Origin of the sequence: Ruegeria sp. HKCCE4148, from assembly GCF_017872495.1 — a bacterium.
GTDB lineage: Bacteria > Pseudomonadota > Alphaproteobacteria > Rhodobacterales > Rhodobacteraceae > Ruegeria.
In genome coordinates this window covers 971,364-992,788 of sequence record NZ_JAEDOS010000002.1, presented here as the reverse complement: position 1 = coordinate 992,788, position 21,425 = coordinate 971,364, and the positions used below count along the sequence as shown (strand labels likewise).

General features: G+C 53.6%; 15 protein-coding genes and 1 pseudogene. 8 read left to right on the top strand and 8 right to left on the bottom strand.

Going from position 1 to position 21,425, the window contains the following annotated elements:
• Positions 1 to 311: 311 nt before the first annotated feature.
• Positions 312 to 992, bottom strand: a complete 681-nt coding sequence (locus I9187_RS09665; protein WP_209940151.1) for an IS6 family transposase — start codon at positions 990 to 992, stop codon at positions 312 to 314.
• Between the two features lie 157 nt (positions 993 to 1,149).
• Positions 1,150 to 1,720: pseudogene (locus I9187_RS09660) on the bottom strand (IS6 family transposase).
• Positions 1,721 to 1,979: 259 nt separating this feature from the next.
• Between I9187_RS09660 and I9187_RS09655 the strand changes: the two are divergent.
• From I9187_RS09655 to I9187_RS09640, 4 genes are read left to right on the top strand one after another with little or no spacing between them, the layout of a single operon-like run.
• Positions 1,980 to 2,684, top strand: a complete 705-nt coding sequence (locus I9187_RS09655; RefSeq protein ID WP_171176314.1) for a hypothetical protein — start codon at positions 1,980 to 1,982, stop codon at positions 2,682 to 2,684.
• Complete coding sequence (locus tag I9187_RS09650; protein WP_171176316.1) at positions 2,684 to 3,709, top strand: phage holin family protein; 1,026 nt, start codon at positions 2,684 to 2,686, stop codon at positions 3,707 to 3,709. The genes I9187_RS09655 and I9187_RS09650 overlap by 1 nt, the downstream gene beginning before the upstream one ends.
• Before the next feature lie 15 nt (positions 3,710 to 3,724).
• Complete coding sequence (locus tag I9187_RS09645; RefSeq protein ID WP_171176317.1) at positions 3,725 to 5,407, top strand: peroxidase; 1,683 nt, start codon at positions 3,725 to 3,727, stop codon at positions 5,405 to 5,407.
• A gap of 15 nt (positions 5,408 to 5,422) precedes the next feature.
• On the top strand, positions 5,423 to 6,766 hold the full coding sequence (locus I9187_RS09640; protein ID WP_171176319.1) for a cytochrome P450: 1,344 nt from the start codon (positions 5,423 to 5,425) through the stop codon (positions 6,764 to 6,766).
• A gap of 602 nt (positions 6,767 to 7,368) precedes the next feature.
• Here the strand turns inward: I9187_RS09640 and I9187_RS09635 are convergent.
• Genes I9187_RS09635 through I9187_RS09615 form a run of 5 tightly spaced genes read right to left on the bottom strand, consistent with a single transcriptional unit; the run spans position 7,369 to position 11,030 of the window.
• Positions 7,369 to 7,929, bottom strand: a complete 561-nt coding sequence (locus I9187_RS09635) for a TetR/AcrR family transcriptional regulator (RefSeq protein WP_171176321.1) — start codon at positions 7,927 to 7,929, stop codon at positions 7,369 to 7,371.
• 4 nt (positions 7,930 to 7,933) lie between these two features.
• Entirely contained in the window at positions 7,934 to 9,013 is a 1,080-nt protein-coding gene (locus I9187_RS09630) for an NAD(P)/FAD-dependent oxidoreductase (protein ID WP_209940150.1), read from the bottom strand.
• Positions 9,014 to 9,016: 3 nt separating this feature from the next.
• The gene (locus tag I9187_RS09625) at positions 9,017 to 9,700 is read right to left on the bottom strand and encodes an SDR family NAD(P)-dependent oxidoreductase (RefSeq protein WP_171176325.1); all 684 of its coding nucleotides are present in this window, start codon (positions 9,698 to 9,700) and stop codon (positions 9,017 to 9,019) included.
• Positions 9,701 to 9,703: 3 nt separating this feature from the next.
• Entirely contained in the window at positions 9,704 to 10,372 is a 669-nt protein-coding gene (locus tag I9187_RS09620; protein WP_171176327.1) for a cupin domain-containing protein, read from the bottom strand.
• Positions 10,373 to 10,409: 37 nt separating this feature from the next.
• Positions 10,410 to 11,030 carry a glutathione S-transferase gene (locus tag I9187_RS09615; RefSeq protein ID WP_171176329.1) on the bottom strand — a complete coding sequence of 207 codons (621 nt, stop codon included), beginning with the start codon at positions 11,028 to 11,030 and terminating at the stop codon, positions 10,410 to 10,412.
• Between the two features lie 396 nt (positions 11,031 to 11,426).
• On the opposite strand from I9187_RS09615, the gene I9187_RS09610 reads away from it, so the two are divergent.
• The 4 genes from I9187_RS09610 (at position 11,427) to I9187_RS09595 (ending at position 19,406) form a co-directional block, all read left to right on the top strand.
• Entirely contained in the window at positions 11,427 to 12,548 is a 1,122-nt protein-coding gene (locus tag I9187_RS09610) for a GTP-binding protein (RefSeq protein ID WP_171237991.1), read from the top strand.
• A 119-nt stretch (positions 12,549 to 12,667) separates the two neighbouring features.
• Positions 12,668 to 13,312: a class II aldolase/adducin family protein gene (locus I9187_RS09605; protein ID WP_171237992.1), complete on the top strand. Its 645-nt coding sequence runs from the start codon at positions 12,668 to 12,670 to the stop codon at positions 13,310 to 13,312.
• Between the two features lie 308 nt (positions 13,313 to 13,620).
• Positions 13,621 to 15,564, top strand: a complete 1,944-nt coding sequence (locus I9187_RS09600) for a DUF3604 domain-containing protein (RefSeq protein WP_245223164.1) — start codon at positions 13,621 to 13,623, stop codon at positions 15,562 to 15,564.
• Between the two features lie 713 nt (positions 15,565 to 16,277).
• Positions 16,278 to 19,406 (top strand): trypsin-like peptidase domain-containing protein, encoded by a 3,129-nt coding sequence (locus tag I9187_RS09595; RefSeq protein ID WP_171237993.1) that lies wholly within the window; start codon positions 16,278 to 16,280, stop codon positions 19,404 to 19,406.
• Positions 19,407 to 19,505: 99 nt separating this feature from the next.
• Here the strand turns inward: I9187_RS09595 and I9187_RS09590 are convergent, their stop codons facing one another.
• On the bottom strand, positions 19,506 to 21,092 hold the full coding sequence (locus I9187_RS09590) for a hypothetical protein (protein ID WP_171237994.1): 1,587 nt from the start codon (positions 21,090 to 21,092) through the stop codon (positions 19,506 to 19,508).
• Between the last annotated feature and the right edge of the window lie 333 nt (positions 21,093 to 21,425).

The window sequence follows — 21,425 nt, the reverse complement described above, 5'->3', positions numbered from 1 at the left end:
GACCAATTTAGAATGTACAAATGCAATCGGCATTCACAACCAGGGGCCATTTGTCTAATCTCTTACGCGATCCCCGTCGGCGGGCTTTTTAGATTTCGCGCGTGCAGCGAATGGCCGGAATGCGGGCTGCGGCTGCGAAATCCAACGAAGTGCTCAAAGTCGGCTCTGGGCCGTTGTCACACATCCCGGCAAACTGACTAATCGGCAGCTTTGTCCGCAGAGCGGTCGTTTATGCCGAGTGCAGCGAATAACCGCTACGGATCTGTTGCAAAGTTTCTTACTGACCGAAGAGTTGACACCGAACCCGCGGCTTATGCCGCCAGTTCTGCAAATTGACGAAACGGGCAGATTCCGGGCTTGATTTGGCCTTTGCGGATCATGTGTGCCACTTCGATCCCGTCCAGTGTAGCCGCCGCTGAAGCGAAGGCTTTGACCCCTAACATCGGCCGAGTGCGTCTCTTGATGAAGCGATGGTCCTGTTCCACGATGTTATTCAGATACTTCCGCCTGACCATTTCGATTGGGATCGGACAACCAAAGCCTTTCAGCATCTTGTTTATGGCTTTGATGCCGGCCGTGCTAGCTCCGCTATTGTCGATGACAATCTTCCTCGGAAGCCCGTTGATCTCCAGCATCCTGGAGAAGAACTTTGTCGCAGCCGGTTTGTTTCGTCGCGGGGAAAGCATGAAATCAAGCGTCTTGCCGTGCTTGTCGACGGCTCGATAGAGATAGACCCAGTTGCCTATTACCTTGATGTAAGTCTCCTCCATTCTCCAAGAACGGTCGCACAGTCCCTTTCGTCTGCGCGCAACATCGGCAATTGCACTAGCGTATTTCGTCACCCAACGGTTCAGCGTCGTGTGATCTACCGCAACGCCGCGCTCGGACATGATTTCTTCCAGATCCCGATATGACACGCCGTATCGAAGGTAGAAGAACACAGCAAAGAGGATCACATCCTTGGGATATTGAGCGCCTTTAAAGGAGATCATGAGCTGGCTTTCGGCTGAATTACACCGGCCGCTATTCACTCTCTGTGTTCTTGAGCGTCAATGACAAAAAGTTTGCAACAGATCCTATCTAGGGTCAGGAGCATGGATGTGTCGCAAACTTTTAGAACGGCCCGTGCCAGCGACCTGCCGGACACGACTATCCTGCGATCTCGACAAATTGCAGAAAGCCCGACGTGGTAGTGCTGGGAAATTGCTGCTTGCGGATCGTGTTGGCGACCTCAATGCCGTCCAGAGTAGCCGAGGCGGATCTGAACGGCTTGAACCCGCACATGTGCCGCACGTGTCGTTTGATGAAACTGTGATCCTACTCGATCATTTTGTTTAGATATTTGGACCTGATCGCTTGTACTTTGGCAGAGCATCCGAACCGCTTCAGGATTCTGTTCACTTCTCGACTGCCGGCTGCATTTGCACCACTCTTGTCTATAACGATTTTGTTTGGGATTCCGTTTGACGACAGTGCTTTGGCAAAGAACCTGGTGGCTTCTGGACGATTTCGCCGCTCAGACAGCGTGAAATCAAGAGTGTTTTCCACTTCGTCGACCGCTCGATAGAGATACATCCACTTCCCGCGCACACGAATATTGGTTTCGTCCATGCGCCATGATCTCTTTCAAGTCACGATAAGAAACCGTGTGCCGCAGGTAGAAGTAAACGGCGCACAAAACTGCATCCTTTGGAAAATGACAGCCTTTCAAGGAAATCATGCTGAAACCTGTTGGAGAACAATACGCGGACACCAAAGATCGAAATCTATATGCTCGTTAATCCAGGCCCAAAGTTTGCGACACATCCTTAAGCAATCGTCCACGCAGCAGTTGTTATTTACGCGTTATGAGTCCTGAACCTAGCATCTTCAGCTACCGCCATTATTCCTCGACTCATTCTACAGCAGTGATAACGTTCAATTAGGATCGCTATGCATGCGCAATTTTTAAAATCAATTTGCTAACGAAAGGGATCGCCATGTCGAATATTGCCGGTAAAGCCTATGCAATGAATGTGGTCACGCCCAGCAATCCAAGAATAACCTGGATCAACCGCTTGCTGTTCATGGCGGCACGCGGAGTTCCATCAAATTTGCTTGGACTGCTAGGGCTGTCACTTATTCACTTCGCCCGCTGGGTAATCATCAAACCCAAGGACTGGCCCGATCTCGGCCAAGGTAAAGAGCAGGTAGAAGACGACTATGTGCTTTTCTGCTCAAACTTCAACGGAACATGGGACCAGTATATCGATGCCTTTTCCGACGGTATCCCGTCAGGTCTTGACCTGTTCTGGTTTTCCTCGATCAAGTACCCCAAGTCGATCCCGATTACGCCGTTCAAGAACTACATCACCTACAACCAGATCGATACCGACTATTACTACAACGCCACGCCCGGCTCTGCCCAACGTGACATCAAGACCAGCCTGCTGATCTATGACCAACTGCGCGACCTTACTGAAAAACATGGAAGATCTTCCCCCGAAGAATTCGCCGATGCCTACCGCGACGCCGCTTATGTTATGCAAAAGGGCCTTGGTGATCCTGGCTTCGGACCCGTCGCGAGCCTCGATACCGAACGTGCGGACGTTAATCGTGAGAAATTCGTCAACAAGGCACAATCCGGCTTTGACACCCTACGCGCTTCAGCCAAAGCCGCTCCAAAGCCACAGGGAGATCGCTGATGCCCGACCTCGATTCCGGCCATATTTTCCTGACCACGCTTGCCCCGATCAAACCCGGTGCCCCAAAGGACGATCCTCAAACCTCTTTCGAGCAACGCGCTCGCATCGCGCTTGCCGAATTGCCCACAGCTCATCAGTCACCGGCCACCGAACATACCAAATTCAACAGCCCCTTTGCCCGTAACACCCGCAACCACTTGGCGCGTATGTTTGTGCTTAGCGATGTGGTCTATAACGGACGCAACACGCAAAATACGTTGGTCGCCCGCCTTAGGCGTAGCCCTCCCCCGATCATTCCCCAGCATGTGGATGAACTGAAAACGCCCTATTTGGTATTCTGCGCGGATGTGGACGCGGTTTTGAAAGATGGCGATCGGCTACCCACCACTCTGAGCGCCGAACAACAACGCGAAGTGCGCGCTTCATATGCAGGCGAGCTCTGGAGAACAATGGAAGAAGAGCTTCGTGCGGTGTACTCTAACTGCTACGGCTTCGAACACGTCAATTCGGCAGAGCAGTTCGGGGATTACCTCGACAAATGCCATGTCGAAACTACGATGCCGTTCCATGATTACTACCTGGAGCTGCCAGAATTCCACAATCTGCCACTTACGCAACTGATCATCGGCGCGGTTGCCCCGCTGGCGATCGGTCTGTTCTCGCTAGTGCTCTGGCTCTTCGGTATCGCAACCGTGCCATTCTTGGGTCTTTCCAGCCTTGCCACTGGTCTCTTCGCGATTCTGCTTGGACTTGTTCTTGCAGTGATCTTCATTCGCTACGCCATCCAAAACGGTGAAAAACCCTTAGCCCCGGCCAAGTATGACGATCTACCTTCAGTTCTGAAGGCGCTCTATTTACAACAGAAATTCGCTGACTTCTTTGTCGAAAACCAGGCCAAGTCCGATACAGATCTGTACGCGGCTTTTGGCGACTTCATGTCAGAGCACGAACCTCTGAACACCAGAGTCAAAACGCAAAAACCAGGCGTCATTTCCTCGACCCACCCCGGCAATGTGAATTCTTAAAGACATGAGCACGACATGACACGCAATCTTAATCTCAATGACATTCAGGGGAACGTCATCCGCGCCTATGGCCGCCATTCCTTCCCCTTTGCCCGCTATGTATTTTTTCATTTCCCCAACCCCGCGGCCGGGCGCGCATTCCTTGAAGAAGTTCGCCAAAAGGTCACAACCGCTGTCCGCTGGAATGAAAAAAACCTAAAGCCGACCTGCACCACAAATATCGCCCTTACCTTTCCCGGAATGCTTGCCCTGCAATTGCCCGTGCGCACACTGCAGGCAATGCCAGCCGAATTCATCGAGGGCATGCGCCAGCGGGCGTTTATTCTTGGTGACCGCGACCAGACCAAGGTCGAAGATGCCAAAGACCAAAGTTGGTTAAAGCACTGGGACCCGATCTGGCAGAAAAGCCGCGCCCCTGGCACTTTGGGTTTTGGCGATGACGACGTACATGTGCTGGTCACTCTGAATGTGCAGAGCAAAAGCAAAACCGACCTTGCAACCCCACATCCTGAGCTGGAAGAGCGCACAGATTGGTTGCTCAAGGCCGCCAAAAAATGCGGCGTAACTCACCTGACCGGTGTCGGTGCCGAGGGCGACCAGCCTTATCAGGATGCCTCAGCCGTCTTTGAAGAGATCGGTGGCGCGATCCTTCCCACCCCAAAGGAACATTTTGGTTTCACCGACGGTATTGGCAATCCGGTCTTCGAAGGCCAACTGCGCGCCGAGGACGAAAAATCTGCCGTCATCGGGCGCGGTAAGTTGATGGGAAATGGCTGGGAACCATTGGCCACCGGAGAGTTTATCCTTGGCCATCCAGACGAAAGCCAGGAACTTGCCCCCACCGCCACACCTCCTGAATTCATGCGAAATGGCACGTTCTTCGCCTTTCGAAAATTGCACGAAAATGTCGGTTCTTTCGATGCCGTCGTCGCCGAGGAGGCCGAACAATATGCCAAGGTGATGAACGTTCCCATCGAAGAAGCCAAGGAAACCCTACGCGCCAAAATGTGCGGGCGGTGGTCCGATGGCGTACCGCTCTCGAAGGTGCCCACCTATGACGAATGGGTCGCCTTTGGCGAAAAGATGGGCTTCCGGGGTGAGGGTGTCGACCCGATCGAAGGTTACAAGAAAAACCTCGCCTATATTGCGTCTCCAGAGGCACGGGATTTCCGCTACGGCGATGACATGACGGGCTTCAAATGCCCAGGCGGTGCCCATATGCGCCGCATGAACACCCGCGACTATCTCGACCCGCTGAACAAGGGCGGCATTGACGAAACCACGGGCAAACCTTTCGAAAACCCCGAAGCCACCAGCGCTCTCAACAAACGCCGCCGCATTCTGCGGCGCGGTCTGCCTTATGGGCCACATAATTTTGAACATAAGGACGATGATACCGAACAAGGCGTGATCATGATCATCATGGGGGCCAGCTTGTTCCGGCAGTTCGAGTTCATACAGCAACAGTGGATTCAATACGGGCTCGATTTCCATCAGGGCAACAACACTTGTCCACTTCTTGGAAATCACGACCACCACACACGCCACACGATTCCGTCCGACCCGAGTTCCAACAAACCGCCTTATGTTATGAGTAAGCTCAAAACCTTCGTGGAATGCCGCGGAGGTGACTATTTCTTTGTGCCTTCCATGACCGCGCTGCGAATGATGGCCATGGGCATTGTTGATCCCACCTGATCGGAGCATCAGTGCATGATTACCGCCATTGCCAACATCTTCCTCAGCATCCTTCAACGCCTCGTCTTGTGGGGCGAGGGGCTTCTTTCCTTCGCCTGCCTACTGCCGGGCTGCCTTGGATCGCTTATGTCCGGCGGAATCGGCGTTTACCTACAAAAGCCAGCGTCCCAGCGCCGCGTCTTTGCCGTATTGCGCGCCTTCTGGCCTAATCTTACGTTCAACCGCGTGCTGATGAAATGCTACGAAAACACCGGCACTGCTATTGTCACCCGCCGCGCCGATTGTCTTGATGTGCTGAACCGCAACGAAGATTTTGAAGTCGTTTACGGTTCGCGCATGCGTAAACTGACCGAAGGCGAAAACTTCTTTCTCGGGATGCAGCCGGGCTGGGACTATACCCGCGACACGTCCGCCATGCGCCTTGCCGCGCGGATGAGCGATGTGGCTGAGATCGTGCAACCCCGCGCCGCAGATCTTGCCAACCGTATCATCGCACAATGCAAGGGCAAGATCGACATCGTCCCATCCCTCACGCTCGAAGTGCCTTGGGACATGACTGAAACCTATTTTGGCTGCGGTGCAAAGCCCGCGCAAATGCAGGAATGGACATCCAACCTGTTCTGGTACCTGTTCCAGGACCTTGGAGCTGACGCTGCGGGTGAAGCTCGTGCGCTGGCACAAGCCGATCTCCTGCGTGCCTACCTTGATGCACATATCGCGGAACGCAAGGCCAACCCTACCGAAACTCCGGACATCCTCAATCGTTGCCTTGCGCTACAATCCTCGGATACGCCGGGGATGAGCGATCTGGGCATCCGCAACAACCTACTCGGCCTTTTGATCGGTGCCATTCCCACCATCTCAAAGGCCAGCTGTCTCGCACTCGATGAGCTACTTAACCGACCCGAAGTGCTCGTCTCAGCCCGACGCGCCGCACGCGCTGACGACGACGCGCTTCTTGCCCAACACATTTGGGAGGCACTACGCTTCAATCCGTTCAACCCAGTGATCTACCGCCGAGCCTTGCACGATACCGAGATCGCACCGTCTACCCTGCGTCGCGCCAAAATCCGCAAAGGCCAGATCGTTTTCGCCGCGAACGCATCAGCCTGTTTTGACCGCCTTGACATACCAGCCCCCAACGAGTTCCGCACTGACCGCCCATGGAAGGATTACATCATCTGGGGTTACGGCATGCACCGCTGCTTTGGTGATACCATCAATCAGGCGGTCATCCCTGCCATCTTGAAACCGCTTCTGATCCAAAAAAACCTGCGCCGTGCGCCCGGCGCTGCCGGACAGATCCAACCAGGTATCGCCGGGTTCCCCGGCCATTTCCATCTAGAATTCGATACCTGAAGGGGGCAACAACATCGAAACCACTACTCGGCTGTTCTCCGGGGTTGACCTTGAGAGTTGGGTTGCCAACGCAGGGTTTTGATTTTCCAGTTTCCGAATTTAGAAAAGGTGGCATGGAAATCCAATTGCTCAGAACCTTTCAGGCGTGGTGATGGGTGTTCTGATCCACACCCCATACTGCGGCCCAACTTTAGAAGGGTGAGAGTGGAGGAACTGATGTCGCGTCAATCATGACTGTTTTCTCTTCTCTATGCTCGGCGGCAAAGCCGGCCACTTTGCGCGCGCGAAGATGCCTTTCTCGCTTCACATGCCCAAGCTTTGCTGAACGAACTGTCGGCGAGCCCGGAACCCGGCCCCGAATGACCCACCTGCCATCTACCGCTGAACATGATGCGGTTCTCGAATTGCTGAAGGCCGAAATTCATGACGGCATCAAAATGTGGACCCCACTTCAGACAGAGAGGAAGAAATTGCGGCCAAGCCAGACTCACTGTCACTCTTCCGGTGTGGTCTTCCACTCATAGATTTCTGGTGTATCGGCAGACACTCATTACCTAGCATTCCGCCGACGGCCTTGGCGATCGCTCAGGTGGAACGTTGGGTCAACAACGGGACTTCAAAATACCTATGGCTTCATCAAAAGTTTTGATGTTTTCCTCCGCCCGGGCGGTGAGATGCGCGCCCTCGAGCAATGCCAGAGCGGCGCGGGCCTCGGATGCCGGGTTGGTCACGCCCGAGATCGTTTTATCCTTCTGGCCAAGTTCAAAGATCGACTGAATCCGCTGGACCATCATGGCCCTGAAAGCTCGGATTTTTTCGATAACTTCATCAGACAGGCTTTCGCGACTACTGATCAGCGAGACACACAGGCAAAGTGTTTTACCATCGTTGAGTGCATCCCGGTAAAGCTGGACAAGAGCCTGAAGGCGTTCAGATCCAGTTTCATACTTATCCTCAATCTTCTGGCATTCGCGTTCAAGTACAGTGTGATAGCGGTCCATCAACGCTGCGGACAGATTGGCCTTAGTAGGAAAGTGATAGTGAATCGAAGCTTTGCGAATACCAACTGCTTCTGCCAGGTCAGCATAGCTAAACCCGTCAAACCCTCGCGCGCGTGCTGCATGTTCAGCAAAATCCAGTAACGCAGTTTTGGTATCCGACATGCTTTCAAACCTTTTCTTCAGCGATCAGGGCAAACGCGTTGATCAGGGCAAACGCGTTTTCCGCTGCTTCCAGGGCACCCTCGATATAGCCTCCGAAATGCGACGCCACCTCGGTTCCGGCGAATATCAGGCGATTTCCCCAAATCTGCGTCAAAGCCTGTGGCAATCCATATGACGGATGTGCGTATAGCGGTAGTTGATCCTCTTCGGTAGAGGTGAAGCGATCATAGGCCCAGTCCTTGATCAGCAGTGTTTCCGGTTTTGCGGCGTTGGGTCCGAACAGGTTGGTCAATTGGTCTTGCACGGCTTGTCGCAAGCGGCGCTGATCCCGGCGGGCGTGAGGTGGTATTCCGATAAAACCAAACAGGGCATACGGGCCGCTTTCGTCAGGCGAAGCATCGTGTATCTCGACCATTGGCCCACGGCGGCTCATGGTGTCGCCGGACAAGCCGGCTTCGCGCCAGAATGGTCGGTCATAGATGGCAATAGCCTTTGCCTGGCCTGCCATCCACGTGGGAACGTCCTTCATCGCGGTAAGCGTTTCCCGCGGTAGAGAAGGGGAATAGGTGATCTGGCTGGCCACACGGGGCGGCAGGGCCAATACCACCTTTTTGGCCTGGAATTCCTGCCCCGACTCTGTGTTTGCCGTTATTCCCTTGTGGGTCTGCGCCAGCGACACAACGGGTGAGGACAAAACCACGCGGGCCTTGGGCAGTTGGGCTGCCAACGCGTCGGTCAGTGCACTCAAACCGCCCTTGAGACGATATGACCCTTCCATAGACGCAAAGCCTCGACCGCGCTCGACGCGTCCATTTTCATCTTCAAAGCTGAGCGCGCCCATGGAGTATTGTTCGAACAGCGTCAACCCCAACTGGCTGATCAGCGCCGCAATCCGGGGTTGGCCGGGCCAAAACCAGGCGGGTCCTACATCGAAGTAACCTTTGCCGACCCGTTGGGTTAGAATGCGTCCGCCGGGTCGGTCCCGCGCCTCGACAAGCAAAAAGTCGCGACCCTCTTCGGCCATCCGCACCGCGAGCGACAAGCCCGACAGGCCAGCGCCAATGATCAACGTCTCAGTTTGCATATGTCAAAACCCCTCCGAAGCAGGTCGTAGGTCCAGCTCATGTGTCCAGGTCGATTGCGGCTGATGTGCAAGTTGCCAGTACGCCTCGGCAATCTCGCCGGGTTTGATCATTTTCGCCGGATCGAGACTATGCAAATCACGAGAACGAGGTGTATCGATGATACCGTCCACTATCACATGAGCGACATGCACGCCGGCTGGTTGATATTCTCGCGCGAGTGATTGCGTCAGCCCGCGCAAAGCGAACTTGGCGGACGCGAAAGCCGAAAAACGCGGGCCACCCCGCAGCGATGCAGTCGCTCCAGACACGATCAGCGTACCACCGCCGCCACGCACCATGGGTTGCAGCACGCATTGCCCAAGGACCACTAGCGATTGCACCATTGATGTCCAAGCCCGCTGATAATCCTTTAATGTGGTTTCGGGAAAGGGTGCGATCACCAGTTCAGCAGTATTGTGGACCACGATTTTTGGCGGGCCATAGGTCGCTATCAGATCCGCGATGGTTGGGCCGACAGCCTCAGGGTCGCTCAGATCAAGTTCATGAAAAGTGCCGACTGGGCTTTCCGGTCGACTTCGGCCGAGGCCAACGGCGGTCATGCCGCCAGCTTGAAATCGGGAAAGGAGAGACTGGCCGAGGCCAGCCCCAGCACCTGCGACAAGCGCCAGTGGATTAGCGGATTTCATATGCTACACCGCCGGTGGTTGGGCAAAGGGAAGGTGCCCGGTTTTCATCCAGACCTTTGCGCCTTCTGGTCCAGCTACGGCGGAAAGAGCTTCACCCTCGGGTAGGCGCAACCAACCGTTTTTCCCCAAAACGTCACCCCCGGTTGTGATTGAGCCGTCGATGACCAAAAGCTCGATCCCTCCCGTCGCGTCCGAAGCCAAGGTCGCAGCTGGGTCAAGATGGCTGTACGTTACGATCTCGCGGTCGTCCCTGTGCAGGGTTGCGCTTGCGACACCGTTCACTGGTGAAGCCAACTCTTCAGTCATGGTTTTGCGGAATTGGGTGCGATCTTCCATGTTGAACTGCCAGAGTTTGACGAAGATGGTGCATCCGGGTTCCGAGCCTGGTGTGTGTTCCGTGGTCGGAGGATTTCGCACATAGGTGCCGGCGGGATAGTCGCCGTGTTCGTCTTGAAAGACGCCGTCCAAGACTATGAATTCCTCACCGCCTGTATGGGTGTGGGCCGAAAATTTGCTGCCCGGTGCATAACGCACAATGGTGGTGGCGCGGGCGACTTCGCCACCGATCCTGTCCAGCATGCGCCGGTCCACACCCTTCATAGGCGAGGCCTGCCACTCAATTTGGTCGGAGTGAACAACGACACGGGACGTGAAATCCGAGTTGAGTTCCATGGGGAAAGGTCCTTTCGACTTAAATGTCAGGTTTCGCTTAGGCTGCAATAGACGGGCGGGTCGCTATTTTCGCACGCCAAGCCCTGAGTTTGGTCAGGCTTTCGGGAATTTCAACCTTGGCAAAATCGGCGAACGCCAATCCTGCAAAGGCTGTTATGTCAGCCACCGAGAATGTGTCACCGGCCAAGTAGTCGTTTTCGGCCAGAACAGAGTCCAGATACGCCATGGTATTCTCGGCGACCTCTTTCTGCTTATTGCCCCATTCGGCGCATTGATAGGTTTCAAGATCCGGGCCCAAGCCAGGTGTGGCATGGTGAAAATAGGTTCCAACCGCATTCAGTAGACCGTTTTCCGCACGCAGGTTCATCATTGAGATGCGTGCGCGTTCCTGTGCGGTCACACCTGTCAGCGAAGGGCCGTCGAACATTGCATCGATATATTCGGTGATCGCGTTGCACTGAGCAATATGTGATCCGTCTTCCAGTTCCAGGCAGGGCACAGCCGCATCGGGGTTCTTGGCCTTGAATTCGGGCGTGCGATGTTCGCCGCCCATCACATCCACCGGTATGAATTCCACTTTATCTGAAACGCCTTTTTCGGCCAGCGCGATGCGAATGCGGGCGGGATTCGGGAAACCCTCGACATCATAAATCTTCATTGGAATGCCTCCGTTTGGGATTGCAATATGCGAACTCTACCTATCAATAGGTAGGTTTGCAACCTCATTTTTGAAATTCTTTCCTAGGTTCTAAGAAACAGGTTTTTTGTTAGTTCTTTAGGGTTCTGATTGCCGCACATTTCGCCTTTCGCAGTGACAACAAGGTCAGGATTTGGAACGGCACGCCGGTACGCAGGGAATACCAACCCTGTCGGACTTCTTGGTTAAAATGGAACGCGCAGTCGAAGATTTGCATCAGGGCGTTAACCCTTGTTTTGTAACTGGTCGGGTGGTGAACATATGGCAGAAGGAATGTAACGGCGCAGCTTAACTGGACAGCCCAATTGATTCACCATACTGATGTAATGTTATTTCAAAACTGAGCTTGTGATGTTCATGGCCCATGCCTCAAAAAACCGGTCAGAAAAGGTTGATGACCCGAGCATACCTGTAACGCTGCTAACCGGATTTCTGGGGGCGGGTAAGACCACCTTGCTGAACCAATTGCTGGCCGTTCCAACTTCTGAGCCAACTGCCGTCATTGTGAACGAGTTCGGCGAAGTGGGTCTGGACCATGACCTGATTGAAAAGGTGGACGGCGATGTGATGCTGATGTCGTCAGGTTGTTTGTGTTGTTCAATCCGCGGAGACCTTTCGGACACCTTTGTCAAGTTGCTCGCACGGCGCGACGAAGGCATGCTCAACTTTGGCCGCATTGTGATCGAGACCACTGGTCTCGCAGATCCGGGGCCAATCCTTCAGACGCTGCTTGTCGATCCTTTTCTCGCGCGAAATACGCGAATGGATGGCGTCGTGACGGTGGTGGACGCGGTGAATGGGCCTGCAACATTGGATGCCCAGTTCGAGGCCGTTTCGCAGGTCGCGGTGGCCGATCTGATCGTCCTAACCAAAACGGACCTAGTATCTGAAGCATCTAATAAAGCTGTGACCGAACGGCTGCGCGGTCTCAATCCAACAGCCGACATTGTTCGCCCATCTGATCATGATTTTGGCCCGAAAAGCTTGCGGAACCTGACGAGCATGCGCGAAAACGCCCGTCAACAGGATGCTATTTCCTGGACGACGCCCAAGGTTGCAAATGATCCTCTGGGCAACCTTTCAGGGCTCATGTCAACCTCAAACACAAAACCTGGGACCACTTCCGAGTTTCGACGCCATGATACAGATATCTCGTCTGTTTCGATTGTTCTGGACGAGGCGTTGCATGATGCAGTCTTTGATAAGTGGTTCGACACTTTGATTGCCTACAAGGGCCGGGATATCCTGCGTGTGAAAGGTATTTTGTTTCTCGAGGGAATTGAATCGCCGTTTGCTTTCCATGGCGTCCAGCACGTATTTGACCCGCCGGTCCCGTTGAAGAATTGGACCGGCAAAGACCGGCGTACCCGCATCGTTTTGATAGGCCGAAACCTAAACCGGCCTGAAATCCAGCGAAGCCTTGATATGTTGCGTAATGCACGGCCTGCAGATGCTAAGTCTTTGACGAAGTGCAGGTGACAGATAATGACCGGCATCAAGCTATAAGCTCATACAGGAAAGACGATTGCCATCTTGTACCAAAAAATGTTGGATTTGCTCTGGAAACGTGGCTGGGTAAATTCATCGGGAGTTTTTACGTGGAAAACCTTGAACTGCGCACGGCTCTGATCGCAACCTGCCGCGCCATGAACGCGAGCGGAATAAATCAGGGCACGTCTGGCAACGTGTCTGTACGCGCTGGGGACGGTTTTCTGATTACACCTTCGGGTATGCCTTATGACACGATGACACCGGAAGACATCGTGGACATGGCTTTTGACGGATCTTATCAGGGTCCCAGGCCGTCGTCTGAATGGCGCTTTCATCGGGACATTCTTGAGGCACGAACCGATGCAAATGCCGTGGTGCATTGCCACTCTGTCCACGCGACGGCGCTGGCTTGCCATCACAGAAGTATTCCAAGTTTTCACTATATGACTGCAGTTGCCGGAGGCACCGATATCAAATGTGCGGGCTATGCCACCTTCGGAACGCAAGAGTTATCGGACAAAGCTCTGACCGCGTTAGAGGGGCGTCGTGCCTGTCTGCTTGGGCAACACGGGCAAATCGCAATCGGCAAAAGCCTGAGCGCTGCTTTGTGGCTTGCCACAGAGGTCGAGACACTTTCGCAAATCTACATTAACGCATTGGCTTTGGGGGAACCGCCTGTTCTGTCAGACAAGGAAATGGCGGCTGTGATTGAGAAGATGAACAGTCAAAGCTATGGGCAGTCTTCTGACTGAGACAATCTCAGTCGTTCGGCGCGGTAGCGACTTGCAATTTATCCGGGCCTGCGGGCCAAAGGTGGCATGCCCTGCCTCAGCGATTGTGCCTGAATATCTTGTCACCCAGCGATTCAGTCAAAATATAACACCATCCATGATTTCCTTAAGATCACGGTTTGAAACACCATAGCGAGCTTGGAAGACCCCGCGAGTAGGATCGCACACACTGATAGCGTGCGCCCGAGTTGCGCACACGATACTAACTTGACAGCAGCGGTTTCAAAATGGTCGCATCAGGTATCATTTGCAAAGATAGGAATATCGTTATGAGAATCCTGTATAGCACGACCACAGTTTTTAGCTTCTTCATGTCCGCAACATCCATTCTCGCGCAGGACGCCGTAGAAGGTGGACAAGTTGGTGAGATGACGATTTCGAAATCCGACATGCGCGCGCAGGCAGCGGATACATTTTCACCTTATGCCGGGCGGGATTTCCCGACCCGACCGCTTTGGGGTGACACACATCTGCACACCTCACTTTCGCTGGATGCGCGTGCCTTTGGGGTGTTGTTGTCGCCTGCCGACGCGTTTCGTTTTGCCCGCGGCGAAGAAGTGACAACATCGCACGGGTTGCAGGCGAAATTATCCCGTCCGCTTGATTGGCTCGTGGTCTCTGACCATTCCGACGCCATGGGTGCGATGAATGAAATCGTGGCTGGTAACGCCACACTCATGCGTGATCCGACTTTGCGTGATTGGAATGACCGGTTGAATCAGGGCGGCGACGTCGCTTTGGGTGCAACCATGGAAGTTATCGAGACTTTTGCGGGCATATCCGGTGGTGCATTGCCAGAAGCAATAGCGGACCGCCGTTTTGTGCAATCGGTTTGGGATGACTTTACCAAAACCGCTGACGCGTTTGATGATCCCGGCTCTTTCACAGCCTTTATCGGGTATGAATGGACGTCGACCGAGGGCGGTAACAACCTCCACCGCAATGTCATCTATCGCGACGATGCAATTCGAGCCCGCCAAATGCTGCCGTTCACCACAGCAGAAACCTTCAATCCGGAAGACCTGTGGGATTGGATGGAGCGGTACGAAGAAGAGACCGGCGGCCGTGTATTGGCGCTGGCGCACAATGGGAATGTCTCGAACGGTCTGATGTTTCCGGTCGAGACAAATCCAGACACCGGGGAACCGCTGACAGGAGATTATGCGGAACGGCGTGCCAAATGGGAGCCTCTCTATGAGATCACACAGATAAAGGGTGACGGTGAAGCCCATCCGTTTCTGAGTCCCAACGATGAGTTTGCAGATTACGAAACCTGGGACGTCGCGAACCTTGGCCCTGTGCCAAAGGAAGACTGGATGTTGCAGTATGAATATGCGCGCGAAGCGTTCAAGAATGGTTTGAAACTGGAACAGCAGCTTGGGACAAACCCTTACAAATTTGGTGTCGTTGGATCGACTGATAGCCACACTGCATTGGCCACGGCGCAGGAAGACAACTTTTTCGGCAAACACTCGGGGGTAGAGCCGGAACCGGGCCGCTGGCAACATGTGGTCGGCGAATTTGAAGCGACGCGAATTTTAGGCTGGCAGATGGCGGCGTCGGGTTATGCAGCTGTTTGGGCCCAGGAGAACACGCGGGATTCTATTTTTGACGCAATGGAGCGCAAGGAAGTATACGGCACAACCGGCAGCCGTATTACCGTACGTTTCTTTGGCGGATGGGACTTCGACGCGTCTGATGCTCAATCCCGGCTTCCCGCGAAAATTGGCTATGAAAAAGGCGTGCCAATGGGAGGAGATCTGCAAGCAGCGCCAGACGATGCCTCTGCGCCGTCCTTTCTCGTCGCTGCCCTCAAGGATCCATATTCTGGCAATCTTGATAGAATTCAGATCGTCAAGGGCTGGCTAACGGCTGACGGCGAGACGCAGGAGCAAGTGTTTAACGTCGTTTGGTCTGATGACCGCGTTATCGACGACGCTGGTAAGTTACCATCTGTTGGCAACACCGTAGACGTTGAGACAGGCACGTTCACGAACTCTATCGGAGCGCCGGAATTGATAATCGTCTGGACCGACCCGGAATTTGATCCCGAACAAAAGGCTTTCTACTACGCGCGGGTTCTGGAAATCCCAACGCCAAGATGGACAGTCTATGAGGCAGTCCGGTTTGGCGATGAGATTCCGAATGACGTTCCCACGTCTACGCAGGAACGAGCGTATACTTCCCCGATTTGGTATACTCCGGAGAACTAGGTTAAGGACCCATTGTTCTTCGCCGTACCACATGAGTCTTCGCGTCTAAAACAAGCGGTGCACATGTATGATCTTTTCTGGTTGAGAGACGCGCAAATGACGCGACTCTCAATCTTTTTTCAAGTCCCAGGGTAAGCCCCGCGTGGATGACGGTCGGTGTGACAGCCGAGTACGTCGACGAGAAGGCCGTGATGATCGGCCTCATTTATCTGAATGCCCAACGAAAAGTGCGGCATAGGCAAAGGGCTTTTCACATCTAGCTGAACAAAAATTCAACCCTTTGGGTCAGCGAATGGCGTTTTAACGCCAGTTTGACGCTGCGCTGACGGCCTGTCCCTAGAATCGTGGTCATTGCGAAATCTGTGTGGGATAGGAGATTACGGTGACCAGTGGAGTTGTGCATACGAGTGAGTCCCCAACACGCGTTTTGATGAGGGTTTGCGCCTGCAACAAAAGCGCGCGAAACGTGTCAAAACCCGATTGCTGGTGGATTTTCTCATCGACCCGATACGCAATGCTGCGGATCTCGCGTCTAATGCGTCTTTCCAATAGAACCACTGATTTTTTTTTCCGCGATCGGCAAGGGTAAACACACGGTAGCTGGCGCAGTCCCTCGCTGGGCTGTCGAGGTTTTTGTGACCAATTCAGAACGCCGTTCGCGCTTTCAAAAGATCCAATTGCGCAGAACTGATGCTGTTAAAAAAGGTATTCCTATGAAACTCACTGAGTTCGAAAAGAAACTGTCAGACCTTATTAATGCAGAAAAATTCGAAGAAGCCGAAGCGCTACTGGCTGAACATGTCAAAGAGCTGGCACCCGAAGATCAAATTCAGCCCTACTCTGCCGCCGTCACATTGAAGGGGTTAGATTTCGAAGATCAGCTGCTTGAAGGCGTTGATCTGATTGGCGTTGTGACGAAATGGGCGCGTCGAATTCGAAACGGACAATACAAAAGGATGATCGCGCAACATCCGAACAAGCTGCGCATCTTGGAAGAGGGGGACAGCTGGCACCAATACCCTGTCTTTCTTCGGGACGTGATCGACAATGTGTCTCGGATTTTTCCGACCTATTCGCTGTCTGCGCCAAGTGATCTTGCATCGAATATGGCGCTGGCATCCGAGCACGTAGATAAAATTCACGAGCTGGATCCGGACATTTTCATGTTGTCGATGGGTGGGAATGATTTGTTGGGCGACGGTCGATTTGTAAAGCTTCTGAAACCATATCAACCCGGATCTACCGCCAAAGCGCTGTTGAACGAAAACGCATTCAACTCGGCACTGAAGACAGTAATGGACAGTTACCGCGACATGGTCGACAGCGCGTTGGCCACAAAGCCTTCGCTTGTCGTATTGGTTCACGGTTACGATAACGCCTTGCCGCAGAACAACGGTAAGTGGTTGGGCAAGCCATTGGATAAAAAAGGTATCCCGCTCGGCATTGGACGTGAAATCGTAGAGCTGATCGTCGGGCGTTTTAATGACGCGCTGGCAGCGTTTGCGTCCGGTTTTGCCGGTAACGTGCGTTATGTCGATGTGCGAACCTCAGTCGGAGGCAACGTTTCCAGTTGGTATGATGAGATTCACCCGCGCAACCCCGGATTCGAGCGTGTTGCAAACAAAGTCTTGTTGGTTCTTGGCAATCTTGGCACGCGGTTATCGATTTCAGGTTTGGCAGGTCATTCTGCCTCAATTCCTGGTTTTGGCACGCCACAGCCGGAAGCCATAGTTAGCAACGCGTTGTATGATCGGCTCAAGCAACAATCTGTGCCACATCCAAAAAATGCCGACGCAGAATTTGCGCTTTGCTCTGAGAACGTGGCCGCTGCTCATGCTGATCTCAAGGAGTTGGAGCAGGAAATACACCTGCCGGACGACCCGGAGCTCGTACGGGCACGGCAGGATTACCGCCTTCCAAACGCAGCCTCCGCGTATGAGCGTGTCATCGGTGACCGAAACCTTGACGAGTTTTATGTTCTTTCACGCGGTGCGCTGATGGGCAACGCCGTTGCACGACTATTTGTACGCTCGCCAGGGTTCGGGTCCAGCTTTGGAACCGGCTTTTTGATTGGCGGCAATCTGCTTTTGACAAACAACCATGTACTGGGCGACCCAAGTCTGGCGCGGAGTTCTCAGGTGACCTTTGGGCATGAGTTCGACATAGATGGCACGCTCAACGAACCGGCGACGTTTCGCATGACAGAGGAAGTCTTCCTGACGTCAGTGTCGCACGATTATACAATTGTGAGTGTTGAGCCGACATCCAGCAATGGCCGCAGCCTTTCAGAGTTCGGCCACATCGAAATGTTGCCCCGGTCCGGCAAGGCCTTGAAACGCGAATACGTCAATATCATTCAACATCCGCGTGGGGACCTGAAGAAAGTTGCGCTGCGGGAAAACCTGGTTCTCGGGCGGCGGCGGCAGTTTCTGTATTATGTCACAGACACTGAACCGGGATCTTCCGGAGCGCCAGTCTTTAATGAAGAATTTCAGTTAGTTGCTCTGCATCACATGGCGGTGCCCGATCCGGCAAATCCAGGCCAGTTCGTGGCCAATCGGGGTATACGTGTCAGCGAAATTCTCAAAGACATCCTGAACAAACGAAATGTAGGCAGCGCCATGGCGGCTGAGGTCGATCAAGTGCTGTTGCAAGCCAGGAACGGATCAGATCCATTGCCTTTGAATGCTCCGGTTTCGGCCGCTTCGATTGGTCCCCTCACGCCAGCGGAACGTATGGATGAAGACGCATGGATGGAGAATATTGATACGACCATCCTTTTGCCCAGCGCCTTTGAGACACAAGTGGCACGACCGAAATTGTCGGCCCATGACGCCTATTGGCCCTCGTCGCCGCGAAACGCTCCGGATACCTGGCATCTTCCGGAAGAGTTTGCGGATCACCCCTTCGAGCTCACCTTGGCGACCCTGAAAGGCTTGGCCGAAATCAACGGGTTTGCGCCAGTGACAGATGGTCATAATAAGCTGATTTTTGGGTTGCGCGGATGCAAGCTTCGTAATGGTGGGTCCCGCCTTGAAGGCGTCACCGAAGCACAGCTTCAACCGATCTCGCCTGATCATGAGAACTTTCGCTGCGTGATCGGCGTCGCGGATGTCGTAACGGGTGTTTTGTCGCTGTACTCGGCCTCGACCGTGCCGCGCAGAACGCAGATGCTCAAATACTATAACCGCGTGAATTTCGGCACATCGAAAGTATTGTGCAATATGCTGCCGACCGGGTGTTACGAATATTGTGTCGGCTCACATTTTTCCACGGTGAATGGCGAGGTAAAATTCGTTTTGCGCCAGGGAAACGGGCCGCTTCCAGTCAATTCCAGCACTGTCACGACATTGCGCACACACAATGACTTGGCCTATGGAACTCAAGACTATTGGGACCGGACCAAACCCGGTGACAATATCCATCCAGCATTCCTGTCAGTCAGCTTTTCGTCGCAAGGATGTCTCACGTTGCCGGGCACCCAACATGGCAGCGGTTCATCCCATACGACCGGGACAGGAGAATGGCGCCGGTTCCGCAAGGCCGCCGGGTTTGATGGGGAACGACACGGGTCACGTTATGATGTGATGTTGCTGACCGGGCACGAGGCAGCAGCCTATTCACTCACCAATCCGGTTGACTGGCCGCGTTTGGCCTGCTTGCGACATGGCTCGCAGGGTGAGGTGGTGGCAAAGCTTCAGCAACAAATCGATGCGTTAAGCGACGGCAAATTTGGCCCGCGAACCAAAGAACTGCTCGCCAGTGCTCAAAATGACACCATTGGCTTTGCAACCGGAACATGGACGCCGGACATGGCGGAATTGATGAATCTTGATTTCTAAGGTTTTGTGCTGTGTTTCAGGGGGCCATTGTGAACATACAATTTGTGATGGGTCGGGTCCCCTGCCTCATGGCTCCTGCGAATGGCCTTGCAGGAAAAGTCAGGACAAGTCTCGGAAAACTTGAAAATCAACGCTCTCATCCCGCCTGAGCAATGAAGTGGGATACTTTCCATCCTCCACGAGTTGGTCAGGTTTGAACCCCTCTTCCTGATTGCTCAACGAAATAACGAGCTTTCGCGCCCGGTCCAAGTTTCCGTGTTTGGCGTTAAGGCCAATTGCATATCGAAGAGAAGGTTTGAAGGTTGGTCTGAAACTCAGCGAACGCTCAAAATGCCGAAGGGCAACTTGTTCCATACCCAGCGCCAAAGCAGACCCGCCTAACAGCGCTTCGGGCAAAAACTCGAGTGTTGAACCGCGTAACAGTTCTCTTGATCTTTGAGAGGACTCATAAGCTAATTCCAACTCGTGATTGTTTAGTTGTGCAGCAGCAAGTGTCCACCAGGCGAAAGGGTTTCCAGGGTTCAATTCGACGGCACGTGCGGCGTGGGACAACGCATCGTGAAATCGACCTTCAAGGTAGTTTAAACTGTTCGAAACTAACGCAAGAACCATTGAGTTGTTGGGCTCTTTCTCGAGCGCTTGGGACGCGAGTTCGCGGCTTTCTTCAAGAATATTTGCATTCCCGTTTTTGTAGCGTTCGAAGAACTGGATAACACGAACCTGCGCTCGCCAGGCAAGGTGCGTGGCGTGGGGATCATTGTCATACGCAGAGGCCAACAGGCGGTCAGCGTAATCCGCGCCCTGTTCGGTCATTGCAAACATACTTGAAATCGCCTTTGAGCTCATCAAAGGAGATCCAGCATTATTGTCGTCGCGACGCTGACTAAATCGATGTCGAATGGTCTCTGTGATTTCGAAAACCATTTGCGACATATCTTTGTTTTGTAACGGATTTTCCAGAAGGGACTTGATGATCCGATGTCCCGACCAGATTTGCAGCCCAAACGGTGCTTCGCGCAGCCTGGCGCGCATGAAAACCCAGCCATTGTCGCTCTGAACAGCGCTCAACGTCAGTTGAAACTCCGGCTCATACTGAGTTTCGGTTTCTGGTCCAATGACATTTGCACCGATAACTTGATGTAGCATTGTAGAGCATTGGTCCGCCGTCACCTCGGTGAACCAATCGGCCAACGGGTTTGGGCCGGGCAGTGTTTCGATGGCTAAAGTGATTGTAGGTGGCTTCACCGATGGTTCAGGAGCGCTCGCCGGCCGCAATGGAACCACATTTTGATCGACTGAGCGGCTCGACCGTTCCAATGAAAGCCAGTTTTCGAATTCGGGATCACGTATATCAATCCCTTCAGCGAACTCTCCGAAATTGCTGTCATCGATCCGTATTTCGTTAAGGTTCAAAGACACTCTGAGCTTTGTCGAAGTCACAAGCGCTGCTTGAGCGCCAAGCGACTTTTTGCACTGATATACCGCCTGACGAAGACTACCTGCGCCCTGATTTTTGCCCCGGTCACTCCACAATTTGTCTTGCAGCCACACCCTTTCGCGACTTCCATTAGGAGAAGTGAGCAGCAGCAGCAAAAGGCCACAGACCTTCGCCGATCTGGGCGTAAGATCAATGCCTTGGTCGGTCTCTAACCGAAATGGGCCCGTTATATGGGCGACAATACTCACAATGCCACAGCCTCTCGAACTAAATTGCAGCACTCAGAAATCACAGCGCTTAGGATCGGCTACCGTTATTAATGCGTCAAAAATGCCACCGCGCAAGAGCTGCAGCATTGACTCACTCAATTTTGCGCTGACTGTTGTTAAGCTTAGCAGCTCAGGGGGGATTGTTATGACACGTATGACAGGGCCGGGTACCGGGCCTGGAACCGGACCGGGCACGGGCCCCGGAACCGGACCGGGTGCAGGTAGTGCTGGTGACGTTGGTCTGGCAGGCGAGGTTTTTATCAGCAGGCACGCGGGCTCACCTGCGTCCCCGCTTCTGAGCGCCGCGCTAAA